This is a genomic window from Siminovitchia fortis (genome assembly GCF_007681465.1).
GTDB lineage: Bacteria > Bacillota > Bacilli > Bacillales > Bacillaceae_C > Siminovitchia > Siminovitchia fortis.
Genome location: NZ_VEKZ01000007.1, coordinates 61,637 through 78,068, shown reverse-complemented (window position 1 = coordinate 78,068; position 16,432 = coordinate 61,637). Strand labels below are relative to the sequence as shown.

Below are 16,432 nucleotides of genomic sequence, written 5' to 3'. Positions count from 1 at the left end.
TAAATTGGCGTTGATGACGAAAGACAAAGACTGGTTTATGGAAGTGACGGAAAATTAAATGAATGCTCTCGAATATCTAATCAAAATAAAACAAGCTTTAGTCGTTTCTCTCGGAAAATCTAATGTTTATCATGGTGAAGCCGGGGCGTTAAGGCTGGCAAGAGAAATCGGAACATGTTTACAAGACTTTGAGGAAAAAGAGGCGTATGAAGCTTTTAGAAATTCCTACAACTATGTTTGTGTAATGGGTTATAACTTAAAGCCACCAATAAATAAAAAAGAATGGGATGAGGCTGTTTTAAAAGGCATGAGGAGGAAAACCAATGAATCTTAAAAACGTTTTGCAAAAAATTATATGGGAACGCGAACGCCAAAACAATATGTGGGGCTCTCAGCGCCATGATTGGGGTACGTGGCTCATTATCCTTATGGAGGAAGTCGGAGAAGTAGCACAGGCCATGCAGGCAGAAAGGCATTGGGGGAAGCCTTCTGATAAAGATGATTTGCAGAAAGAGTTGATCCAGGCGGCAGCTGTTGCTGTCGCCATGGCTGAACAAATTGAAGAGGAAAAGGCCCTCAATGGCTATTAAAAGACAGAAAGGTGACAAGTACCGTCCGGTTGTCTCGATACTCAAAACTAAAAAGGGGGTGCCTACCGTTATCCTTGTGAGCGGTAGGCGCTACCAGTTGCAGCATCCGGATCAGTATAAACGATCAAATTAATCTTCTGGTGTTCTATCTAGAAAAAGACGAGTCACTTTAGTAAAGTCGCCTTGTTCAATTTCTTTTTCAGTCGCTTTCTTTTCTATAGGGTCGTGGGTATTCATGCCAGGTGCTATTGTGGGTTCGTTTCTTTTTGAATTTTTATCATCCATATTTATCAAGCTCCTTGTTTTAGTATGTATGATTCCTAAAGATAAAAATTGTATTCATTTGATACGAAATGTGAGGGAGTGAATGTTTTGACTGTTGAAGAACTAATTAAAGAATTAGAAAAAATGCCTAAGTATGCAACTGTTCGTGTCCTTAGAAAAGATAATAATGAAGTTCATTTTTATTACACGGGCTCAGTGAAGGAAGTAATTTTGCAACCTATAGACGAGGATGACGATTATCTTGAAAGGTACGTTGACATTAAGTAACACACAGTACGGAGATTAAGCGAAGGAGTGAAGAATTTGGAAAACATTTGCCCTGTCTGTGGAGAAAGTGAATTGAAACACTGGAACCAAGGAATTTATGAATGTGAGGACTGTGGTGCAATGATACCGGGAGATTTTTTGCGGGATATTTATGAATGAATCAGGTGATCATATGAATTTCGACAGACAGATCGTTATATCGGCTGCTGGGAGCCGCAAGGCTACCCAGTGGCTTCCTCAGCAAATATATTGGTCCGATATGGTGGAAAAGCTCCGGACAGCTGTCAGAGGGACGGAAACACTGGCTGAATATCTCAAATTGCCAAAGACGCAGCAGGATGACCTGAAAGACGTTGGAGGCTTTGTAGGAGGTACGCTTGCCAATAACCGCCGTAAGGCTTCCAACGTGATTGGCAGGGACTTATTAACGCTTGACCTGGATAACATTCCCGTCGGTGGAACGCAGGATGTACTGAAGCGCCTTGAGGGGTTAGGGTGCTCCTTTGCTACATATAGCACCCGGAAGCACGAGGAAGGGCGTCCACGGCTCCGCGTAATTGTCCCGTTAAGCCGTACGGCTACGGCTGATGAGTACGAGCCGTTAGCCCGTAAACTGGCTTCCATTATTGGCATGAATCTTGCTGACCCTACAACTTTTGAAGCTTCCAGGTTGATGTATTGGCCGTCATGTTGTTCGGACAGTCAATATGTTTTTCATTACGCAGACAAGCCTTTTCTTGATACGGATGCCCTGCTTGCTACATATAACGACTGGCGCAACATTGATGAGTGGCCGGAGGTTCCTAGAGCCGACCAAAAGCACAAACGTCTTGCGGCAAAGCAGGGAAACCCTCTTGAAAAGCGCGGAGTGGTAGGGGCTTTTTGCCGGCAGTATGACATCCATTCGGCAATTGAAAAGTTTTTGCCGGGAGTCTATGAAGCTACTGATGATGGCCGTTATACATTTATCGAAGGCTCAACTGTTGGCGGGGCTGTTGTGTACGAGGATGGACTTTTCCTTTATTCTCACCATGCGACGGATCCGTGCAGTGGCCGCCTGGTAAACGCTTTTGACCTGGTACGGCTTCATAAGTTCGGGGAGTTGGATGACGAGGCAAAGCCCGATACACCTGTAAATCGGTTGCCTTCTTTTACAGAAATGGCTTCCTTTGCTTTAAATGATGCAGGAGTGGCCGCAATCATTAATCAGGAACGTTATGAGCAAGCAATAGCTGATTTTGGGGAAGATGCGCCGGTTGTTAATGATAGCAACTGGATTCAGCAGTTAAAGATAAGCCCGACAACCGGGCAGCCTCAGAAGACAATTGAAAATATATTAATTGCACTCGAGGGTGAAGCCAATTTGAAAGGTAGGATCCGGCTGGACGAATTTGCTGATTCCATCGTTGGAATTGCTCCTTTACCATGGGCACCCAGGGATAAAGAGACGGGCCAGTTTATGTGGGCCGAAAGAGACGATTCAGGGTTAATTCTTTACCTAGAAAAAATACTCGGCTTTCAATCAAAAGAAAAAATGTCTCACGCATTAAATCAATGCGCGGCAAATAATCGGTTTAACCCCGTTGTTGATTATCTCAATGGCCTGGAATGGGACGGCATAAGAAGACTAGATACGTTGTTTATTGATTATCTGGGTGCTGCAGATACTCCTTATACAAGGGCCGTCGCCCGTAAATCATTTACTGCTGCAGTGGCTCGGGCAATGGTGCCTGGCGTTAAGTATGACACGATGCCCGTTTTAACTGGCGCACAAGGAATGGGGAAAACTACCCTGATTCAAAAGATGGGGAAAGCCTGGTTCACCAACAGCATTGAGTCATTTGAAGGGAAAGAAGCTGCAGAGCTTCTGCAAGGTGTCTGGATTGTTGAAATAGGTGAAATGAGTGCCTATAACAAATCAGAGGTTGATACGATTAAAGGTTTCCTGACAAGGACTGAGGACCATTACAGGGCCGCCTATGCAAGGAAAACAGAAAAACATCCTAGAAAATGCGTCTTTTTTGGTACGAGTAATCGTTATGACTATTTAAAGGATCCTACAGGTGGTAGACGTTTTTGGCCCGTTGATTGCGGCATCCAGGAACCTACTAAAGGCGTATTTAACGATCTTGACGGTGAAGTGGACCAATTGTGGGCGGAGGCCGTTATGAATTGGCGGCTGGGCGAGTCACTGATGCTAACTGGAGCCCTTGCAGACGAGGCAAAAAGGCAGCAGGAAAACCATTCCGAACAGGATCCTTGGGAAAGTGTTATCCGGGAATTTGTGGAACGGAAAGTCCCGATTGATTGGAATAAAAAAGATGTAGCTACCAGAAAACTATATTGGTCCGGAGAATTCAACAGGGCTGAAACTGAAACAGTTGAACGTGATCGGATATGTGCAGCTGAAATATGGGTGGAATGCTTCAATGAAAAGGTTAATCGGTTGAAGCGGTCTGAGACGATGCGGATCAATGACATTTTAAGTAAATTGGAAGGTTGGGAAAAACACAAAAATCCGTATCGATTTGGGCCTTACGGGATTGTAAAAGGAGGGTATGTAAGAGCATAAAAACTGTATTCTTTGGCCTCAAAAAGTGTATACTTTGGCACCAAAAAACGTATACTTTGACCCTGTTTTGTATACTTTCCTAAAAAATGGAAATGTATACCTTGTATACTTTTAAAAACTGTCAAAGTATACGGTAAAGTATACGCCTAAACCATTGATATATCTATATTTATATTACTTTGTATACTTTGTATACCTTAAATATATAAAAATAAATAAATAGAGTATATAGAGAGATTAGGGGGTTATTATATATGCCTAATCCCTCTAATACAGGCTTATACACGCGTGCGTATGGAGAAGGTAGACAAAGACAGATTTTCACGGAGGTTTGAAAATGATCAGAGAAAAAGACATTGAAAATTATTTGCGGAACCAAGTGAAAAAAATTGGAGGTATTGCTTATAAATTTGAATCCCCTGGAAACGCAGGCGTACCGGATAGGTTGGTTCTGCTGCCAGGAGGCCGGGTCCATTTTGTTGAATTGAAAGCACCTGGGAAAAAACCAACTGCTTTACAATTGGCCCAACATCGGAAAATCAATAAATTACACAGCCGAGTTTTAATCATTGACAGCAAGGAAAAAGTGGATAGGTTTATCGAATGGGTGACGCAAAGTGAAATTTAAGCCGCACAGTTATCAAAGATATTGCATCAACAGGGTTTTAAATACGCCAGCCTTAGGGCTTCTCCTTGACATGGGTCTTGGGAAAACGGTTATCACTTTAACGGCAGTCAATGATTTAAAATACAACAGGTTTGCCATTAATAAGGTCTTGGTTGTAGCCCCAAAAAAAGTGGCGGAAAGCACCTGGGTGAACGAGGCTTCCAAGTGGGAGCATTTAAAGTTATTGCGGATTTCCACCTGTTTGGGTTCCGCAGCCAAACGGATCCGGGCCCTGAATACGCCAGCTGACATTTATGTCATCAACAGGGAAAACATTCCCTGGTTGGTTGACTATTACAGAAACCAGTGGCCGTTTGATATGGTGATCATCGATGAATTTTCATCTTTCAAGAACCATCGGGCCAAACGGTTCAAAGCCTTATCCAATGTACGGCCACACATCAAAAGGATTGTAGGCTTGACTGGGACGCCGGCACCAAACGGACTTCTTGATCTATGGGCCCAAATCTTTTTATTGGATGGCGGCCAACGCCTGGGAAAAACTATTACAGGTTTTCGGGAAAGGTATTTTGAACCGGACCAACGAAACCGTGACCGCATTTTCACCTACGCCCCAAAAATAGGGGCTGATGAAAAAATTCAAAGTTTGATAGGGGATATATGCGTCAGCATGAAAGCCGAGGATTATCTTGAGTTGCCGGATATCATGTACAACACTATTCCTGTTTTACTGGATAGCAAGGCCCAAAAAGCATATGAAAAACTGGAAAGAGAAATGCTTCTTGAGGTGGATGAGTCAACAATAGATGCCGGCTCTGCAGCTGTCCTTACCAATAAGCTTTTACAGCTTTGTAACGGGGCGGCCTATGACGAGGACAGAAACATTGTCGAGATCCACAATTGCAAAATTGAAGCCTTTATGGAATTAGTCGAGGGGTTGAACGGGAAGCCGGCACTAGTCTTTTATAATTTTCAGCATGACAAGGCCCGGATCCAAACAGCTTTATCCAAAACAAAATTACGGGTCCGGGAGTTGAAAACGCCGCAGGATGAAAGAGACTGGAACGACCGGCAGATTGACATTCTATTGGCCCATCCAGCAAGTGCGGCATATGGGTTGAATCTTCAGCAAGGAGGTAACCATGTCATTTGGTTCGGTCTTAATTGGAGCCTGGAACTTTATCAGCAGGCGAATAAAAGACTTCACCGGCAAGGGCAGACGGAAAAAGTAATCATCCACCATCTAACAGTTGCCGGCGGAGTTGACGAAGATGTGGCCGCAGCACTTGAAAATAAGACAAGTACCCAGGACCAGTTGATGGTTGCATTGAAAGCCCGCATAGAGAAAGTTCAAGAGGGGGTAAAATCGTGAAGCTGAGTGAAAAACAATTAGACACAATAGCAAAAGCTGCAGCCAATGCGGCAATTGAGGCATACGAAAATCACAAAAATCAACAGGAGAAAAAGAAACACGACCGCAGGTTGAGAAATATTAAATTGCTTCTCCGGAATTACCGTTCGTTTAAAAAGCATTGCGAGGATGTGAGACTAGAGATTAATATTCTTGATGAAAAGCTTGAACTAGAATATTTAGATTCAAACGAATTCAAAATAGAATCTATCAAACGTAGTAAAGAGAAAACATTAGCCATGGTTCGGTATATTGACAAGGTGTTGACCGTTTATAAAGTAATGTGTGAACAGTCCGGGGATCCGGAAGAGATTCGACGATATCAGACAATCCACCAATTCTACATTTCAGATGGCAAAATGACAGCCGATGAAATTGCTGCATGGCACACCGTGGCAAAACGGACAGTGTACAGAGACATAGAAAAAGCGTGTAAAGCCTTGGCAGTATTGATGTTTGGTGTTGACGGGGTCAAGTTTAGTTGATGTCAAAAAGAGGGCACACTTATAGCATTCTTTATGTGCTAATATGATAGTGTAAGAAAATAGTGTCATGTGTATGTATCTGTCACCGGCGCTGTCCCTTGGAAAAGGATGGCGCTATTTCTATTGTCAATAAATGTCGAATAATATTAATAGGAAAATAGTCCTTTTTGGCGAAATAGGTAGTCAAAAAGGAGGAGATGTGGTTGAAAAAGTATTCTGTTTATATCGTATTGTCGAATGGGCAGGATATACAGTTTGAAACAAACACCAACATCAAAATGCAAATGCCGATTAACATCGGAGGCGGAAAGTTTATCATCACAGAAGAGGAACATGTAATTAATGTTGATCACATTAAAGAACTCGATATAGTACAGCTTAGATAACTATTGCATATTCTTTCCAGTTATCAGACAATATCCCTATACATAGTGTGTAGGGGGTAAATAGATTGAGTAAGGAAAAGAAACCGAAAAAAGAATGGAAAGACCTAAGCAAGAAAGAAAAAGTAATAGGTATAGCAGGCACAATCTTTATTGTTATCGCTATTATTGCAGGAATGTCTGGAGCATTTAACAATAAAGAAGCTTTACCGGTTTCAACTAATGATACGAAAGAGGTTGATAAAGTGAAGGAAGCAAAGAAAGAAAAGGCGAAAGAAGATAAACCAAAAGAAAAAGTTTATTCCCTTGGTTTTGACGCAGAAGGATTTAAAAAGAGGTTCAATGATGTATCGAAAGAATATGGATCTCCATTTCATATTGATAGCATCGAGGTTAAAGACGGCGAGATACAAGACGTTGCTACAATCATGTTGAATGACCTTATCGCTATCAACTTAAATATTAACAAGAAAGATGGCAGTATTAGAGATTTAACACTTATTGGTCAAGGCGATGGAACGGAAGGTTCAGGAATGGATATCATGTTAGGAATTGGGTCGATTGTGTCAACCCTAAATCCTGAACTAGATCAAGATGGTAGAGCTAATGTTTTGAAAGGATTAGGTTTAGATAAAGGAATGCCTGAAGATGCAACTGAATATACAGAAGGTAATATTAAATACTCATTCGTTTATGTTGAAGGTGCAGGGGTAACCTTCTCGGCAAGTAATAAAAATGATAACGGAGGCACTCATTAAGTTGAGTGTCTTTTTGTTTTGGTGATAAGAGATGAATGAGAAACTATTAAACTACATTCTGTCTGGTCAACTCATGAAGTTCTATAAGTCGAAAGAGTGGAAGCAGCTCCGACTTGAAGCGATGAAGCGAGCCAACTATGAATGTGAGCATTGTAAACGTAATGGCAAAGTAACGACACGGAACACCATAAATAAGTATGGTCGTAATACGAAGATGGATGTGAACCACATTAAACCAGTAAGACGGTTTCCACATCTTGCATTAGAAATAGACAACTTGGAATACTTATGCGTTGATTGCCATAACAAAGCAGATGGTAAGGATGAAATGATTAAGAAGGAACCTAAGTTTGTGAATGAGGAGCGATGGTAATGAAGGGTAAACTGATGACGCATTATTGTATGGTGAAAACATGTGATTGGAAAGAAACTTCTCACCGATTACTAGATGGAATTAAGTGTCCCAAGTGTGGAGGGCTTGTAAATAGCGTTTATCAGGGGAAGAAATAAAAATCTATAGACCCCCCGGTCAAATATTTGCTCTTCCTTCTGGGGGAACGGGCAACGGGAGGGGGCTGTCGGAGAAAATATTTTTTGCTTTTTCGCACATGAGAGGGGGAGGGGGTATAAATGGCAAAACCCAGCAAGAAAAAACAGGATGAACTGATTGCAAAAGAGGCAGATCGACTGCACTCTATTTTTTTGGAGTTACCCGAAAATAAGAGGGAAGTTGCAAAAGAATTAATCGAACGGATCGCTTTCATGACCATCCAGCTGCAGATTTTGGAGGATACCATTAAAAGTAAAGGTCCGACTTACAATTTCGTGAACGGCTCCCAAAGAATGTTAATTGAAAATCCTGCTCAAAAGTCCTTTAATACAACGATGAACCGGTATACAACAGCGTATAAAGAATTATTTAACCTGTTAAGTTACCTGGAAGAGAATGATGACAATGACAGCGGCTTTGAAGAGGTATGAGTATCACCCGTATATTGATGAATATATGCGGATGGTTGAGCAGGGAGAAATAGAGACGTGCCAGGAACAAAAGTTGTTAATGAAGTATGTCCGGTCTGTCTTGGATCGCCCAGATGTGATTATTCATGCAGATGATATAGAAAAATCAGTAGAAGTACCGGCCAAGTATTTTCCGTTTGAATTGTTCCCTTGGCAAAAGTTCCTAAATGCGTTGATGTTCGGCGTCAGATATGATGATGGCCGTTTGGTTTGGAATAAGATATTAATGCTACTCGGCCGAGGAGCTGGGAAAACTGGATTTATGGCCTATGACTCTTTTTATATGTTGTCTGGGCATCATGGTGTTAAAAACTATGATATAGATGTTGTCGCTACGTCAGAAGAACAGGCTGAACGAACTTTCTTAGATGTCCATGAGGTTTTGGAAGACGAAAAACAAACGGAAAAGTTGAAAAAAGCTTTCAAATGGACCAAGACAAAAATACAACATAAGAAAACTCGTTCAGTTATGAAGTTCAATACTTCTAATGCTAGGACTAAGGATGGAAAGCGTAACGGCTGCAGTATCTTTGATGAAAGTCATGAATACGAGGATTACAAAAATATTAATATTTATACATCTTCACAGGGTAAAGTGGAAGATTCCAGAGCTATTTACACAACGACAGATGGATATGTCAGGGGCGGACCGTTGGATGATATGAAAGAAGAAGCCTTAATGGTCCTGAATGGTGAAATCAAGGATTCGACCTTTCTTCCTTTCATCTGCCGTTTGGATAGTGATGAAGAGGTTGACGATCCATCAAAATGGGAAAAGGCCAATCCATCCTATCGCTATAATAAGAATCTCCAAATCAAGATGAAACAGGAATATCAGGAGATGCAGCTTGTTCCTTCCAAGCGGATGGAATTCATGACAAAACGTATGAACCGGCCCCAAGCGGATGTTAGGCGGGAAGTCGCAACCTATGAAGACCGTTTGGCCACAGATCAACCGTTGCCGGGAAACGTAAAAGGGATCGATGCGATTGGCGGAGTGGACTTTGCTGATGTACGGGACTTTTGCTCGGTCGGCTTATTATTCAAAAGTGGTGGGAAGCGCTACTGGATCCAGCACACGTTTATTCACCATCTGGCGTTGAAACTCCAGGACATTAATCCGGAAATTATAAACCTAGCCAAAGAAAAAGGTTTATGTACGATCATTTACAATGACAAATCTATTGATCCGGACCGAGTTGTCAATTGGTTTTTGGACAAAGCTAAAACTTTCAATATAAAAAAAATATCAATGGACACTTTCCGAGCGGCAGTATTAAGACCAAAACTAGAAGTTGCAGGATTTGAAGTCGAGATAGTCAGGCGCGGGCCTATTACACACTCTAAATTGGCCCCTCTAATTGATGACATGTTTATTAATCAAACGGTCGTCTTTCATGACGATCCACTCATGCGCTGGTTTGTCGGTAATGTCTATGTGGACGAAAAAGGAAATGGAAATAAAGAATACTGCAAGATTGATAAAGAGAAGCGGAAAACAGACGGGTTTTTCGCTTTTTTGCATGCCCTTAATTTGGACGATTTATTGAAAGAAGCTGCACCAATTACAAAAGAAAACGTCAAGAAAATATTCAAGGCATTCAATGTCTGAAAGGTGGTGAGTGAGTGGGTTTTATACATTGGGCACGATCCTTATTCGGAAATAAAAAAGAAATCAGCTTGAAGGAATGCTTCTTTGATCTTGGAATTGATTATTTTTATAAAAAGTTGGCCGTTGATACCTGTATTGACTTAATTGCCAATGCGTTAGCACAATGTGAAATTCAAACCTTTGAAAAAGGCGTTGAGAAGCGCGGTGAAAATCATTACCTCTTAAATGTGCAGCCTAATCAGAATCAGAACGCGACTGAATTCATGCACAGTCTTGTCAGTAGGCTTATTTATGAAAATGAATGTCTGGTGGTCATGCAGGACGAAAAGCTATATGTCGCAGATGATTTTGAAAGAGTAGAATTCGCTTTTAAAGATAACCTTTATAAAAATGTAGTTATCAATGAATTAAAGTTGGATAAGGTTTTTCACGAAAAAGATGTCTTGTACTTGCGGCTGAATGACAAAAAAATCATGAGCGTAATAGACGGTATGTATGAAAGTCTTGGCAAACTCCTTGTATCTTCCATGAATTTTTATAAACGGAAGAACAATAAACGTATTCTAATCATCGGTGACTTTTTAAGGGCTCAAGACGAAGAGACACAAGCAGCTATTGATGAAATGTTTGAAAGTCAGCTAAAAAACTGGTTTGACCCTAATAAAGAAGGTACGGCCTTCCAAATGCAGGAGGGTTACACATTTGAGGACAAGAGCGATTCCAGCACTGCGGGAGCTGGTAACAATAACACAAGCCGTGACTTTGCCGGTTTAGTGGAGGATGTTTTTAACTATATCGCAATGGCCCTGCATGTACCACGCGGGCTATTAAAAGGCGATGTGTCGGACATAGAAAATCAGATTGACAGCTTTCTAATGTTCAGGGTAAACCCCATCGCCGAACTAATCCAGGATGAATTTAACCGGAAGATGTACACCAAAAAAGAGTACCTGGAACGGACTTATTTGAAAGTTGACACTAGCAAAATAAAGATAGTTGATCTTTCGAAATTTGCCACAGCTGCAGATAAGCTGTTTGCAATCGGCGGATTTACCATTAATGACATTTTAAGAGAATTAGGGAGGGAGCCTATTGATAGTGATTGGGCCAATTACCGATATGTCACGAAAAACTATGAGAGGGCAGATTTGCCGAGAGGAGGTGAGAGTGATTGAGGTTTTATAAGTTTAAAAATGAAAAATATAAACATCTTGCGGAAGTGACACACCAATTTAAAGCTGAAACCAATGCTGATGAATCAACAACTAAAATCACCATATACGGTGATATAGGCGATTATTGGTGGGACTCAACATCGGCCGCCGACGTTGAAAGAGCGCTAAAAAATGTGAACAGCAATGAAATCCAAGTGCATATTAATAGCCCAGGCGGAGATGCTTTTGACGGCATTGCAATTTATAACCAACTTAAAAGTCATTCTGCAAAAATAATTGTTCATATTGATGGTTTGGCCGCAAGTGCTGCGTCAGTTATTGCGATGGCAGGCGATGAAATCATCATGAATACAGGATCAATGCTTATGATTCACGAAGCTTCAATCCTTACATGGGGAACTAAGAAAGAACTTAAATCTGCATTAAACGCCCTGGAAGGTTTGGACAAGTCTTTAGCCGATATTTATATGACTAGGTTCAAAGGTGAACGTTCTGAAATTGAAACGTTTATCGAAAATGAAACTTGGTTTACAGTCGATGAAGCGATAGCTGTAGGTCTTGCCGATGAAGCAAAAGAAGTTGAGGAAGAAAACGAAGAAACGTTGGATGCTGAATCATATAAAAACAGCGTTCTTTCCCGTTTTCGAAAACCAGAACAAGCGCCAATTGCAGCTAATGTAAACAACATACTAGAAAGATTCAAACGCCAATAACTGGGCGTTATTTTTTATTTTAGGAGGAGAATGAAATATGACAATTAAAAACTTAGATCGTGAAAAAGTAGTTGAAAACAAAGAAGAGCAAATCAAAGCTTTACAAGCCGCCTTTGAAAGTGCGGATCCTAAAGAGGTTGCAGAAAAAATTGTTACGAACTATGAAAACAACATGCTCCATTTTCAAGACATGATGAACGCCACTATCCGTGAGGCAAATCGAGCAAATGAACAGCAATGGGATGATGCAGTATTAGCTCAGCGTGGCGTTCGTGCTTTAACCACAGAAGAAAAGAAATTTTATAACAAGGCTATTGAAGTCCAATCTTTTGATGGTGTATCCGAATTAATGCCCCCGACTGTTTATGAACGGGTATTTGAGGATTTGGCAATAGAACATCCTTTGCTGTCTAAAATTAATTTTCAGCGGGTCGGAGCTTCTACGATGTGGGTTGTACGAAAAGAAGGGGCCACTACTGCGTTTTGGGGCGAAGTGTGCGATAAAATCGAGGAAATGGTTGACCATGGCTTTGAAACGATTGACCAAGGTATGTTCAAGCTTTCCGGATTCCTGGTTGTTTGTAAAGCCATGTTTGAAATCGGACCTGAATGGTTAGACCGTTATGTTCGAGCTTTCTTGATGGAAACTGTGGCGTCTGAACTGGAAAGTGTTGTAGTTACCGGTGACGGTAATAAAAAGCCAATAGGCATGATTCGTGATCTCGATGGAGCTGTCACCGGCGGAGTTTATCCTGAAAAAGAAGCCAAGGAACTAAATGATCTATCTCCAAAAACAATTGGAAAAGAAATCCTAGCTCCTGCAACAATTGTTGATAAGAACGAAAATGGTACTCCTAAACGAACAAGGCCATATGCAGGGATTACATTTATTATCAACCCGTATGATTATGCTATGCGTTTCTTTGGTGAAGGAGTGAAACAACGGGATGATGGTACGTGGGTTTTTGATAAATTCCCTGTCCCAGGATTGGAAATCATTCAATCGTCTGCCGTCCCAATTAATAAAATGGTCGTTGGGCACCCTAAAGATTATTTTATGGGGGTAGCGACAGAGGCGAAGCTTGAATCTACTGATGTTTTAAGAATGATTGAGGACCAGCGCCTGTATTTGGTTCGTCAGCTGGCAAATGGGCGTCCGATTGATAACGATAAATTTAGTGTTTTCGATATTAGTAAAATTGGTGAGACAGAGGAGACTCCCTAAACAGCCCGTAAATGTAAAGGTTAGTGCTACAGACACGAAAGCAATTCTCACGTGGGACTAGCCTTTATACAGGGCTTTCACGTAAAGGAGGTATACCATACCATGACAACTTATAATGTTTATCGGGATGGAAATAAAATTAAATCCGGGCTAACGGAAAAGTCGTTTACTGATTCGGGCCTGACGCCTAATACGGAATACACCTATCAGGTAAGTGCAGAAAATAATACTGGTGAGAGTGAGCTGTCTGATCCAATTAAAGTCAAAACAAATTATAGCGATCCGACAGCAGTAGATATTTCACCTAAAACAAATAATCTCGAAGCCGGTGCCACTCGAAATCTGACAGCTGCAGTCACACCGTCTACAGCTAAACAGACTGTTACTTGGTCAAGTTCTGACCCGGGAATTGCAACCGTTGATGCTAACGGTAAGATTACGGCTGTTGCTGCAGGCACGGCTACGATTACGGCCACATCGACAGAAAAAAGCGCCGTTAAGGGGACTGCAACTGTAAATGTGACTGAACCTGAACCGGATCCAGGCGATGGTGAAGGATGATGCTGGAGGATTTAAAGTCCCGTCTACGAATTACATGGAGTGAAGAGGATAAGGATCTTGAAAACATCATAAACCGATCAGAGTCGTACTTGTCCGAATTGACAGGTGCGACTTTTGATTTTGAAAAAGAAGTATGGCCAAAGGAGCTTTTACTTGAACGGTGCCGTTATGTTTACAATAATGCGGCCGATGAGTTTGAAAAAAACTTTGCTCATGAATTGAAACGTCTTATTTTACTCGTAGCGCTTGGGAAGGTGGGTACTAAAGTTGAAACAGTACCGGGAGACGTTTAATGACGGATTTTTAACTTATGGCCATAAAAAGACCCAACGGTCAGCTACCGGAAAAAGAATCGGGGAAGGTTTTACTTCCCAAGGAAAATTGGCTTTCAAAGAAATGTCTTGCCGGGATAGTGATTACCAATTGGCTGGAATCATGGGAGCAAGTCTCGACTTGAAAGTAAAGACGCCCTATCCTCCATCTTTCAGAAACATTAACAAGAACAAATTGAAAGTGGTTATTGAAAACACAGAATATGATGTTATCCGGGTGGATTCAGACCGAGAAAAGACCGTACTTTTTTTTCATCTCCAAGAGGTAGGTGTGGTTAATGAATGAGAAATCTAAACGTCTTATGGCTGAGCAAAAAAAGAAGATTTTTTCCTCCCTGAAAGATCACTTTGGGCTGGAAGTTTACGAAGATGAAATTGCAGAAGATGAGGAAGAGCAATTGCTCAATCTCGACAAATATAACTTTTTCACTCTTGAAATGAGTAATTTCAGGCCAGCACAAGATCCAGCCCGGAGTATCTCACAAGATGTCATCATCGACTATTATTCCGAAAAACGAGACGATGTGGATGAAGTTTCAATTGATGTTATTTCTCTTATTTCTGCAATCAAAGGGATGAGGTTTACTGGCACACAAAGGGAAAGATTACGAGTAAAAGACATGGATAGATACATCGATCGCGTGTCTTTTTTGTTTAGGCGGGTGATTCCAATTGAGTGTGCGGTTCGAAGTTGACGCAAAGGCTATCCAGCAGCTGGAATCCAAGATGGCCAAGCTGCCTGGCATTGCGGAAAAGGTAGTGAACGAGACAATTCACGGATTTGGGATACGGACCACTGTGGAAGGAATAACAAAGCTTATGCCGGTTTCAACAAAAAATGGCCGGATCCGTAATAAACGCCATGCTAAAACAAGTAGATGGTCTCAAAGCGAGGAGCACAATCTTGCTTTTACAATCAAAGCGAGAGGCGGGGCAGCAAACAAGCCTGGAAGTTTTGGTTATCTTGTATTCCCGGAGGAAGGAAGAGGATCACATAACCCACTTGAACAGCGTTTTATGGAGCGCGGTTTAATGGCTGCCACTCCAAAAATATTAAACAAATTAAATGAAAACATAGACAGGAAATTAAGGGAGGCTTTTTGATGGCAAACACAGTAACGGAATTTGATTCGGTAACGATCACTAATGCCAGTGTCCAGTTTTTTGATGGTGGTACACAGCAAGAAGGAACGAAATTCGGTTGCTTAGGTGATTTGGAAGCAGAAACCGAAAGTACTGAAATCGTAAAAAAGTGTGAAGGTATTGAAGTGAAAAAAATCACCAAACCCCAAAAGTCAGAAGTGAAGGTAACGGCGCATATCCCCGTGCAAGTGGCCCGTGATTATTTCGGGTTGACAAAAGAAGGGTTAAAGCCAGGTGTGTGGGCATATGGCAGCATGTCTAAAGGAAAACGATTCGTCTTTACAGCCGATGTCATTGACGAATTCGAAGACATCACGAAGATGATTGCTTTTGCAAACTGTGCAAATGCTACAGGACTAAAAATGAAAATTGAAAATGGTGCCGATGAAGTGGCGTTGCTTGAACTTGAATTTACAGCCCTTCCTGATCAGAATCGGATGATTTATTATGAAGCCTTTATCGCAGAAATTGATGACGACTCAGTAAAAGAGCAATGGCATAAGAAGTTTACTCCTGAATTGGTGAAGGCAACTTTGCCCTAAAAAGCCCGTAAATCTTAAATCTGATACCAGGACGGATAAAACAATTAAACTGTCCTGGAATTGATTTAAGACCAGGGCTTTTTTCTATTTCATAAAAAAACGGAGGCTCGATTGATGAAGGTTCAGAAAGTGACACTGAAAGATATTGAAATCAGAAAAGTAGACGGTGAGTTTGAAAAGGTATTTATCAACGAAAAAACATATCCCGCCTTTTTGACAAATCATTCTTTAAAAAGGGGAAAAGAATTAGGTTATATTGAAACATCGGTTTTCAATGAACTTGCAAAGCTTCAACACTTTCAAAACGTGGAAGAAGAGCAAGGTGAAATCGATTTAAGTGTTTTAGGAGACTTTGACGAGACAAAGGCGCTACAAGTTATTTATTTGGCTCTAACGGGAGCAAACCGGAAGCTTGAACTGAACTTTGATGAATTTCTTGAAAAATATCATGATAGTTTTGAAGAAACTATGATACTATACGCAAACCTTATCGCTGATTTAGTAGCTTCTGATAAAAATCAATTTGCAAATGGATTCAAGAAAAGTACAAACCGCAGTAATAAAAAAAAGCAAAACCGCCATCGATAAAGCTTGAATGTGTTGAGGATTTATATGTTCTGTATTGTGTTGGTGCAGGCATGGATCCGAACACTTTTTGGCATGAACCTATCCCCTCTGTAGAGAGAATCTACGAGGGGATTCTTGCGTTTGAGGGATGGCGCAACAATCC

General features: G+C 41.2%; 24 protein-coding genes. 23 read left to right on the top strand and 1 reads right to left on the bottom strand.

Going from position 1 to position 16,432, the window contains the following annotated elements:
* The first annotated feature begins 58 nt into the window (after positions 1-58).
* Positions 59-334, top strand: a complete 276-nt coding sequence (locus FS666_RS04245; protein WP_144461808.1) for a hypothetical protein — start codon at positions 59-61, stop codon at positions 332-334.
* The gene (locus tag FS666_RS04240; protein ID WP_144461806.1) at positions 324-590 is read left to right on the top strand and encodes a nucleoside triphosphate pyrophosphohydrolase family protein; all 267 of its coding nucleotides are present in this window, start codon (positions 324-326) and stop codon (positions 588-590) included. The genes FS666_RS04245 and FS666_RS04240 overlap by 11 nt, the downstream gene beginning before the upstream one ends.
* Positions 591-719: 129 nt before the next feature.
* On the opposite strand, the gene FS666_RS19685 is transcribed toward FS666_RS04240, so the two are convergent.
* The gene (locus FS666_RS19685; protein ID WP_186306454.1) at positions 720-875 is read right to left on the bottom strand and encodes a hypothetical protein; all 156 of its coding nucleotides are present in this window, start codon (positions 873-875) and stop codon (positions 720-722) included.
* Positions 876-962: 87 nt separating this feature from the next.
* Between FS666_RS19685 and FS666_RS04235 the strand changes: the two genes are divergently transcribed.
* The 21 genes from FS666_RS04235 to FS666_RS04135 all read left to right on the top strand — a co-directional run bounded on the left by FS666_RS04235 (position 963) and on the right by FS666_RS04135 (position 16,290).
* Positions 963-1,142, top strand: coding sequence for a hypothetical protein (locus tag FS666_RS04235; RefSeq protein WP_144461804.1), 180 nt, complete (start codon positions 963-965; stop codon positions 1,140-1,142).
* Between the two features lie 36 nt (positions 1,143-1,178).
* The gene (locus FS666_RS04230; RefSeq protein ID WP_144461801.1) at positions 1,179-1,301 is read left to right on the top strand and encodes a hypothetical protein; all 123 of its coding nucleotides are present in this window, start codon (positions 1,179-1,181) and stop codon (positions 1,299-1,301) included.
* Positions 1,294-3,714, top strand: coding sequence for a virulence-associated E family protein (locus FS666_RS04225; RefSeq protein WP_244943842.1), 2,421 nt, complete (start codon positions 1,294-1,296; stop codon positions 3,712-3,714). Before FS666_RS04230 ends, FS666_RS04225 begins: the two co-directional genes overlap by 8 nt.
* Before the next feature lie 337 nt (positions 3,715-4,051).
* A complete protein-coding gene (locus FS666_RS04220; RefSeq protein ID WP_306463595.1) occupies positions 4,052-4,342 on the top strand; it encodes a PDDEXK family nuclease in 291 nt (96 codons plus the stop codon).
* Positions 4,332-5,714 carry a DEAD/DEAH box helicase gene (locus tag FS666_RS04215; RefSeq protein WP_144461798.1) on the top strand — a complete coding sequence of 461 codons (1,383 nt, stop codon included), beginning with the start codon at positions 4,332-4,334 and terminating at the stop codon, positions 5,712-5,714. The genes FS666_RS04220 and FS666_RS04215 overlap by 11 nt, the downstream gene beginning before the upstream one ends.
* A complete protein-coding gene (locus tag FS666_RS04210; RefSeq protein ID WP_244943841.1) occupies positions 5,711-6,238 on the top strand; it encodes a hypothetical protein in 528 nt (175 codons plus the stop codon). Before FS666_RS04215 ends, FS666_RS04210 begins: the two co-directional genes overlap by 4 nt.
* 203 nt (positions 6,239-6,441) lie before the next feature.
* Positions 6,442-6,624, top strand: coding sequence for a hypothetical protein (locus FS666_RS04205; protein ID WP_144461796.1), 183 nt, complete (start codon positions 6,442-6,444; stop codon positions 6,622-6,624).
* A 65-nt stretch (positions 6,625-6,689) separates the two neighbouring features.
* Positions 6,690-7,379: a hypothetical protein gene (locus FS666_RS04200; protein ID WP_144461794.1), complete on the top strand. Its 690-nt coding sequence runs from the start codon at positions 6,690-6,692 to the stop codon at positions 7,377-7,379.
* 31 nt (positions 7,380-7,410) lie between these two features.
* On the top strand, positions 7,411-7,752 hold the full coding sequence (locus tag FS666_RS04195; RefSeq protein ID WP_144461792.1) for an HNH endonuclease: 342 nt from the start codon (positions 7,411-7,413) through the stop codon (positions 7,750-7,752).
* Positions 7,753-8,009: 257 nt separating this feature from the next.
* Positions 8,010-8,360, top strand: a complete 351-nt coding sequence (locus tag FS666_RS04190) for a hypothetical protein (protein WP_144461789.1) — start codon at positions 8,010-8,012, stop codon at positions 8,358-8,360.
* Positions 8,326-10,011, top strand: a complete 1,686-nt coding sequence (locus FS666_RS04185) for a terminase TerL endonuclease subunit (protein ID WP_390614875.1) — start codon at positions 8,326-8,328, stop codon at positions 10,009-10,011. Before FS666_RS04190 ends, FS666_RS04185 begins: the two co-directional genes overlap by 35 nt.
* Positions 10,012-10,025: 14 nt before the next feature.
* Positions 10,026-11,186 carry a phage portal protein gene (locus FS666_RS04180; protein WP_144461786.1) on the top strand — a complete coding sequence of 387 codons (1,161 nt, stop codon included), beginning with the start codon at positions 10,026-10,028 and terminating at the stop codon, positions 11,184-11,186.
* Positions 11,183-11,899 carry a head maturation protease, ClpP-related gene (locus FS666_RS04175; protein WP_144461783.1) on the top strand — a complete coding sequence of 239 codons (717 nt, stop codon included), beginning with the start codon at positions 11,183-11,185 and terminating at the stop codon, positions 11,897-11,899. The genes FS666_RS04180 and FS666_RS04175 overlap by 4 nt, the downstream gene beginning before the upstream one ends.
* 37 nt (positions 11,900-11,936) lie before the next feature.
* Positions 11,937-13,124: a phage major capsid protein gene (locus FS666_RS04170; protein WP_144461780.1), complete on the top strand. Its 1,188-nt coding sequence runs from the start codon at positions 11,937-11,939 to the stop codon at positions 13,122-13,124.
* Between the two features lie 102 nt (positions 13,125-13,226).
* Positions 13,227-13,685, top strand: a complete 459-nt coding sequence (locus FS666_RS04165; protein ID WP_144461777.1) for an Ig-like domain-containing protein — start codon at positions 13,227-13,229, stop codon at positions 13,683-13,685.
* A complete protein-coding gene (locus FS666_RS04160; protein ID WP_391564083.1) occupies positions 13,685-13,978 on the top strand; it encodes a phage head-tail connector protein in 294 nt (97 codons plus the stop codon). Before FS666_RS04165 ends, FS666_RS04160 begins: the two co-directional genes overlap by 1 nt.
* Positions 13,953-14,303 carry a phage head closure protein gene (locus tag FS666_RS04155; RefSeq protein WP_144461772.1) on the top strand — a complete coding sequence of 117 codons (351 nt, stop codon included), beginning with the start codon at positions 13,953-13,955 and terminating at the stop codon, positions 14,301-14,303. The genes FS666_RS04160 and FS666_RS04155 overlap by 26 nt, the downstream gene beginning before the upstream one ends.
* Positions 14,296-14,712, top strand: coding sequence for a hypothetical protein (locus tag FS666_RS04150; protein WP_144461769.1), 417 nt, complete (start codon positions 14,296-14,298; stop codon positions 14,710-14,712). Before FS666_RS04155 ends, FS666_RS04150 begins: the two co-directional genes overlap by 8 nt.
* On the top strand, positions 14,696-15,121 hold the full coding sequence (locus FS666_RS04145) for a hypothetical protein (protein WP_306463596.1): 426 nt from the start codon (positions 14,696-14,698) through the stop codon (positions 15,119-15,121). The genes FS666_RS04150 and FS666_RS04145 overlap by 17 nt, the downstream gene beginning before the upstream one ends.
* A complete protein-coding gene (locus FS666_RS04140) occupies positions 15,121-15,702 on the top strand; it encodes a phage tail protein (RefSeq protein WP_144461766.1) in 582 nt (193 codons plus the stop codon). Before FS666_RS04145 ends, FS666_RS04140 begins: the two co-directional genes overlap by 1 nt.
* Positions 15,703-15,816: 114 nt before the next feature.
* On the top strand, positions 15,817-16,290 hold the full coding sequence (locus FS666_RS04135; RefSeq protein WP_144461763.1) for a hypothetical protein: 474 nt from the start codon (positions 15,817-15,819) through the stop codon (positions 16,288-16,290).
* Positions 16,291-16,432 lie beyond the last annotated feature (142 nt).